The organism is Aquimarina sp. AWH4_224, assembly GCF_056160245.1.
In genome coordinates this window covers 44,889-51,434 of the sequence record NZ_JBSWWU010000020.1, presented here as the reverse complement: position 1 = coordinate 51,434, position 6,546 = coordinate 44,889, and the positions used below count along the sequence as shown (strand labels likewise).

Here is a 6,546-nt window from a genome sequence, read left to right as displayed (position 1 = left end):
TGTGATAATACACTCCAATTCCTACCTGAGGACTAAATTTATTATCAATATTGTTCTCAAACAAGGCATCATTTTGATTGAACTGAGTCAATTCCTGAAAATCAACATTCAACAAATGAGCACCTCCTTTCAATCCAAAACTCAGCTTTCCATACTCAGAAGTAGGAATCGTATATGAAAAATCAACTCCTATAAAGGTCTCATCGGTAGGACCGATCTCATCGTTGACAATAGAGAGTCCCAATCCCAAACGCTCTGAATCTCCAATAGGAGTATTCAAGGTTAAAGTCTGAGTACGAGGAGCTCCATCCAATCCAACCCACTGGCTGCGGTGAAGACCCATAACACTCAAAACGCCTCGACTACCAGCATAGGCCGGATTTACACTAATCGTATTGTACATATACTGGGTATACTGTGCATCCTGCTGCCCTTGAACTTGTTCAACAAAAATTGTCAAAAGGAGTACAGCTAAAGTTAGTATTTTTTTCATACACATATTCTATTTTTCGATTATAGGGCTATGATTTTATTGCTTATCTATTAATATATAAATATCCTGCTCTGCTTTTTTGTTCTCCAGTTTCCAGAACATATTCTAACACATAAAAATAGGTTCCCACTGGTAACTGATCGTTTTCTTTAACCGTTATTCCTGAAGAAGCCATACCTCTAAAGAAATTATCATTTCTACCGTAATTATCCGATTCAAACACTTTTCCTCCCCAACGATTAAAGATTTCTACTCTGTTTTGTAAACCTTGAATCCCTTGGATAATAAATACGTCATTAAGTCCGTCCCCATTGGGCGACATTCCTGTAAATACCGTAATGCCATCCTCACCTTCAGGAACCGTATTATCATTTGGTTGTAAATAATCCGGAGTACCATTTCCATCAGTATCTACGGCATCTTCAGGGTCTCCATCTCCATTCAGATCTGGATCTTCATCTTGGGTTAACAAACCATCTCCATCGTCATCATTATCCAAATAATCAGGAGTATTATCACAATTGTTATCGATCTCACAATCGGTATCCATGAGCTCTCCCGTATTCGGATTTCCATCTCCATCTGCATTTACTCCTTCAAACTGTGTAAATACCCCATCTCCATCATCATCTACATCTATAAAATCGGGAACGCCATCTCCGTCTGTATCTTCATTTAGCGGATTATTATCATTATCGTAATCCTCAAAAACAGTATAGATTCCATCCCCATCATCATCGATATCCAAATAATCGTAAATACCATCCAAATCTGTATCCTGAGTTTCTCCGGTATCTGGATTACCATCTCCATCTGGATTAGGATTCTCATCAATAGTTGCCACGTTATCTCCATCATCATCGATATCTTGGAAATCATCAGTGGTATCATTATCTGTATCCTGAAGTGTATAATTTACCAATCCCGAATCCGGATCATCCTGCACCACATCTGGAACACCATCGTTTCCAAATGGCCCCTCTAACCTTCCGTCTCCATCCATATCAATTTGTCCATGACCAGCTTCAGCTACATCATTTACACCATCCCCATCAGCATCAATATCCACTCGGTCTACCAAACCATCATTATCCGTATCCAAAGCGGGATCTCCATTTTGCTCTTCAACATCCGTAATTCCGTCATTGTCGTCATCCATATCTACCGCATCAGGCACGTCATCCCCATCACTATCAATAATGATACGAAGTAGGTTTGTGATTTCTGTACAAACCACCCCATTAAGTGTACTGGTATCTATTCTTCTAAACCATGAATCTGCTGTTAATACAAGACTGTCGTATATTGCACTTGTTGCACCAGGAATATCAGTAAAAGGACCAGTAGCACTAACTGTACTTACTTGCCATTGATAAGTTAATACACCATCTGCAATCGTGGAGGTTGTCTCGGTAAATGCAGCAGGATCACCTCCAGCAATAACACTTTGATCTGCTGCTATTACACCTGCAACGATGGTATTAATTTGAACTTCTATGACATTGGTTTCTACACTACACGCCACAGTGTTAAGTGTGGATGTATCTACTCTTTGAAACCAGGTATCTTCAGTCAAGGCAGGGCTATCATAAGTAGCTCCAGTAGCTCCAGCAATATCTGTAAAAGACCCGGTTGGTCCTGTTGTACTACTTTGCCATTGATACGTAACACCCCCATCTGCTACAGCACCACCAGTCTCCGTAAATGCAAGCGGATCTCCACCTACGCAAAAGGTTTGATCAGCAGTTATAGTACCAGCTGTAATGTTATTGATCGTAACTGCAACTACATTGGTTTCTACTATACAAGGTATTCCATTTAAAGTATTAGTATCTACTCGTCTAAACCAAGTATCTTGTGTCAATGCAGGACTATCATAAGTATTGTTTGTTGCTCCTGCTATGTCAGTAAAACCAGTGGTGGCATTGGTTGTACTGCTCTGCCACTGAAAGGTTAAGGTTCCATCCGCTACGGTAACTGCAGTTTCGGTAAAAGCAACTGGATCATCTCCTTCGCATAGTGTTTGATCTCCTGCGATCGTCCCTATCGTAAAATTATTTACCGTAACAGCAATTACATTGGTAATAGCCGTACAACTTACTGTATTCAAAAGTGAGGTATCCACCCTTCGGAACCAGGTATCTTGAGTCAACACCGGACTATCATACACTGGATTGATGGCTCCGGCAATATTGGCAAATGGCCCTGTAGCACCTGTGGTACTGCTTTGCCAATGGTAGCTAATACCACCATCAGCTATAGTACCTGTAGTTTCTGTAAATGCTACTGGATCTTCACCTTCACAAAGAGTCTGATCGGCTGCAATAACACCAGCTGTAATATTATTCACAGTAACTGCTATTACATTGGTTTCTACAGCACAAGAAACACCATTTAACGTATTTGTATCTATTCGTTTGAACCAGGTATCCTGAGTTAAGACAGGACTATCGAATGTGTTACCATTGGCCCCTGCGATATTTGTAAAACCAGTGGTAGCATTTGTAGTACTACTCTGCCATTGGTAACTTATTGCTCCAAAATCAATGCTCGCCGCTGTAGTTTCAGTAAAAGCCACAGGATCATCTCCTTCGCAAATGGTCTGATCAGCCGCAATTACTCCTGCGTTAATCTGACAATTATCTCTAAAGGAAAGGTCACTTGTTAACACTACAGGTGTTGGTGCTGCATCATTATCAAAATCTCCATATACGGTTTGTAAATCTGCAATTGTTCCTATGGTCACAGCATCATTTACATCCCAAACGACACTATTATCTACCGTGTCGAAAAGATCATCAATCCCATCACCATCGGCATCAGCAAAGACAACAATACTATTGTCTGTATCTCCATTTTCAACAATATCCAGAACCGTATCATTATCACTATCAGTATCCCAATAATCTGGTGTGGTATCTGCGGGATCATCAGAGTTTACAGGAGTGAGTCCAGGCCCTGCCAAATACGCATTATTGATTCCATTATTGGTCACAAACTCTGCAGGTGTAGTTGCTACTGGCGCAATATAGCCTCCGGTACTTTGTGCTTCAACGTTATCCGGAATTCCATCATTATCAGAATCCAAATCAAAATGATTCGGTATTCCATCTCCGTCATTATCAAACGTAGGATCTAAGGTGTCACAAATGCCATTTAAATCAGCGTCTAAACAAACCGGTGGAGTTACTGTCCCATTATCATCAAAATCTTCATAGTTAGGAATTGTATCTGCATCAGCATCTGCAGATGGATCAACTCCCAAGCTATTTTCGGTTATATCCAAAATTCCATCATTATCATCATCTCTATCCACACTATCTCCTACTCCGTCACCATCTACATCGTTTAAAAACAGATCACAAGCATCCACTATTCCATCGCTATCACTATCCGGACCATCTTCCCTAAAATCTAAAGTCGTATTGGTATCACTATCTGCAGGAGCGGCATAAGGTAGTGCTGCCGTCACTACTCCACTGGCATTCACAATAGTAGTTGCACTAGCAGGATCTACTCCAAATACTCCGGTATCTCCCCCATCTGCTGTAGCACTATCATAAGCTTCATTAGCATCGCTACAACCATCATTATCGCTATCCAAATTCACAAAGTCATCACTACCATCGGCTAGTGTATCTATTGGGTTGTTAATCCCTGTACCAAAATTAGCGTCAGAAGGTATTCCGTTGGTGGCTGTATTATTTGCATTATCGTCATTGTCATCATGAGTTCCATTATTATCGGCATCTACTCCACCTGCTTCTACCACATCGTATATCCCATCATTGTCACTGTCCAAATCTAAACGATTCACAATATTATCACCATCAAAATCACATTCAGCAGAAAACGTAATTAAACTAATATCTGCAGTATTTGGATTGATAGGATTATCTACAAAAGACCATTCAATTTGTGTCATCCCAGTGGGACTTGTAGCAGTAATCCTAAGACTTCCACTACCACCAAATTCTGGCGGTACCGGATTATTTGTGTTATCTAAGGTTCTTGTACCCGCCACATAAGTCATTAATCCATTTGAAGATACCAATTCTTCGGTATGTTGTGCTCCAGTAAATTGGTAATTGGATCGTTCTACACTTCGAAATTGAAATATGATTTCGAAAATCGGGCGATCAAAGGTCAATACAAAATCTACATCGTTGCCTGCTGTATTTTGATTATCAGCCCGAATGGATATACTTTCTACTGTAGTATTGGGCATAGGTGTATGCTCTGCACCATTAAACACTCCAATCGGTGGAGATCCAATAGCCAAGTCGATAAGGTCTCCTCCATCTTCAGTAATAGTTAAGGTTGCAGAAGTATTCAAAGATGGTAAGTCTATACCTGTAATGGTTTCTACAGGTCCTGTCATCCCAGAGATTACCGAACTATCGTAAGTAGCATATTGAGCTGGACACTCGGCAGTATCCAAAATCCCATCGTTATCGTCATCTCGGTCTACAGTATCCAATACCGTATCCCCATCGGTATCTGTTGCCTGACCATAACTCATTGTAACCCCCCAAAGTATTGCGACTACCAATACTAGTCGATTTTTAGTCATGTAAATTTCCCCCATAAATTTAAATTCCTTTTGACAATGTGCTCTATTTAATTATTGTTTCCCTATTCAATAAAACTACTTTATCACTCCAAAGATCTTTGAACTTCGTAAAGCGGTCTTTTATCCTTTTGAGTAATGACCAAGAATAACAACAATACTGTTGTACTATCCAGTCCTTACTATGTTTGATATTTAATACTTACTCATTTTAATCACAGTGATTCCAGGAATACCAGGAAAACTCTGCTACGTATACAACATATCTTTGGGGAGCAATACATTGCACTTATTCTTCTTTACCTAAAAAATTTTATCGGAAACTTACATGAAACATAGAAAAGGACTACAACGACATAAACTGGGTATGCACTATCTGTAATGAGTGGGGGAGAAAATCAAGTTGTAGTTGCAAGCGTATTTTTTTCTATAAGCGTTTAATTGAGTTTGATAAAATGTGTGTTTTAGGTTTTAATTATGGAGGTAAAAGTATAGATAATTACGAAATTCGCAAAAAAAGTTCTACTTAAAATACGGTTTTAACGTAGCGAACCCAATAAATCCAGTTTTTTCTTACATACACAAGTACGAAATAAGCTATAAAATCAGGTTAATATCCATGAAAGGATTATAGGTTATTCTCATAACTATACCAATTACCTTCGGAATATAACCATTGAAAAACAACACACATTAGCAAATAAAAAAGGCTATCCATAAATGATAGCCTTTTTCTTATATTTTGAGAGATCAGATTATATAAATCCTCTTTTTCTTGCTTCTTCCAACAACTTTTGATCATCGGCCTTGGCAATAGAAAACATCTCTTTGATTTGATTTTTTCTTTTCTCTATAGCGCTTAAGGATAAGCTTACATAATTAGGTAAATTTTTGGTTTTTACCCCACGAGATAAGTGATATAATATTTTTAAGTTCTTTTCATCCAAAGAGAACTTGTTGGTCATCATTTTTCTGAAATGATCATTCACAGTGGCACTGTAATACGCTTTTCCTTTTACAATATTATTAAAGGCTAATAGTAACTCGCTAGAAGTAAGATCACTCTTAATTAAGAATCCCGCAGGATTAATATTCTTTAAGATATTATGAATCCTATGATCCTCTCGATGCATCGTTAATATGATAATCTTGGCTTTTGGTAATAACTCCTTGGCATGCTTAGCTAGATCTTCTCCAGAAGTGATACGTCCATCTTCTGAGGGGGGTAACTTAATATCCACAAAAAGCATATCATAAGCGGTACCCTCTGCAGACTTGACGATCCTATCGTAGGCATCATCGCAATTGGATGCGATGTCAATCTTGATTTGATACTCTTTTTGATTTTCTCCTAACAAGGTATTCTTATACCCTTCGATGATCATAGGGTGATCATCAATCATAAGAACTTTTAGCTTTTTTTTCATTTCAAAAATTTATGTTTATTAGTCTTCAAAACGAAGGTTATCCTAATTTAACTACA

General features: G+C 38.6%; 3 protein-coding genes. All 3 read right to left on the bottom strand.

Translation table 11 applies throughout. The features are described 5' to 3' along the window. Positions 1-493, bottom strand: a 493-nt coding sequence (locus ACXAGJ_RS23680; protein WP_474843521.1) for a PorP/SprF family type IX secretion system membrane protein, incomplete at its 3' end; no start/stop codon positions are given. A 43-nt stretch (positions 494-536) separates the two neighbouring features. Then, positions 537-5,081: a T9SS type B sorting domain-containing protein gene (locus ACXAGJ_RS23675; RefSeq protein ID WP_474843519.1), complete on the bottom strand. Its 4,545-nt coding sequence runs from the start codon at positions 5,079-5,081 to the stop codon at positions 537-539. A gap of 737 nt (positions 5,082-5,818) precedes the next feature. Beyond that, positions 5,819-6,490: a response regulator gene (locus ACXAGJ_RS23670; protein ID WP_073315289.1), complete on the bottom strand. Its 672-nt coding sequence runs from the start codon at positions 6,488-6,490 to the stop codon at positions 5,819-5,821. Between the last annotated feature and the right edge of the window lie 56 nt (positions 6,491-6,546).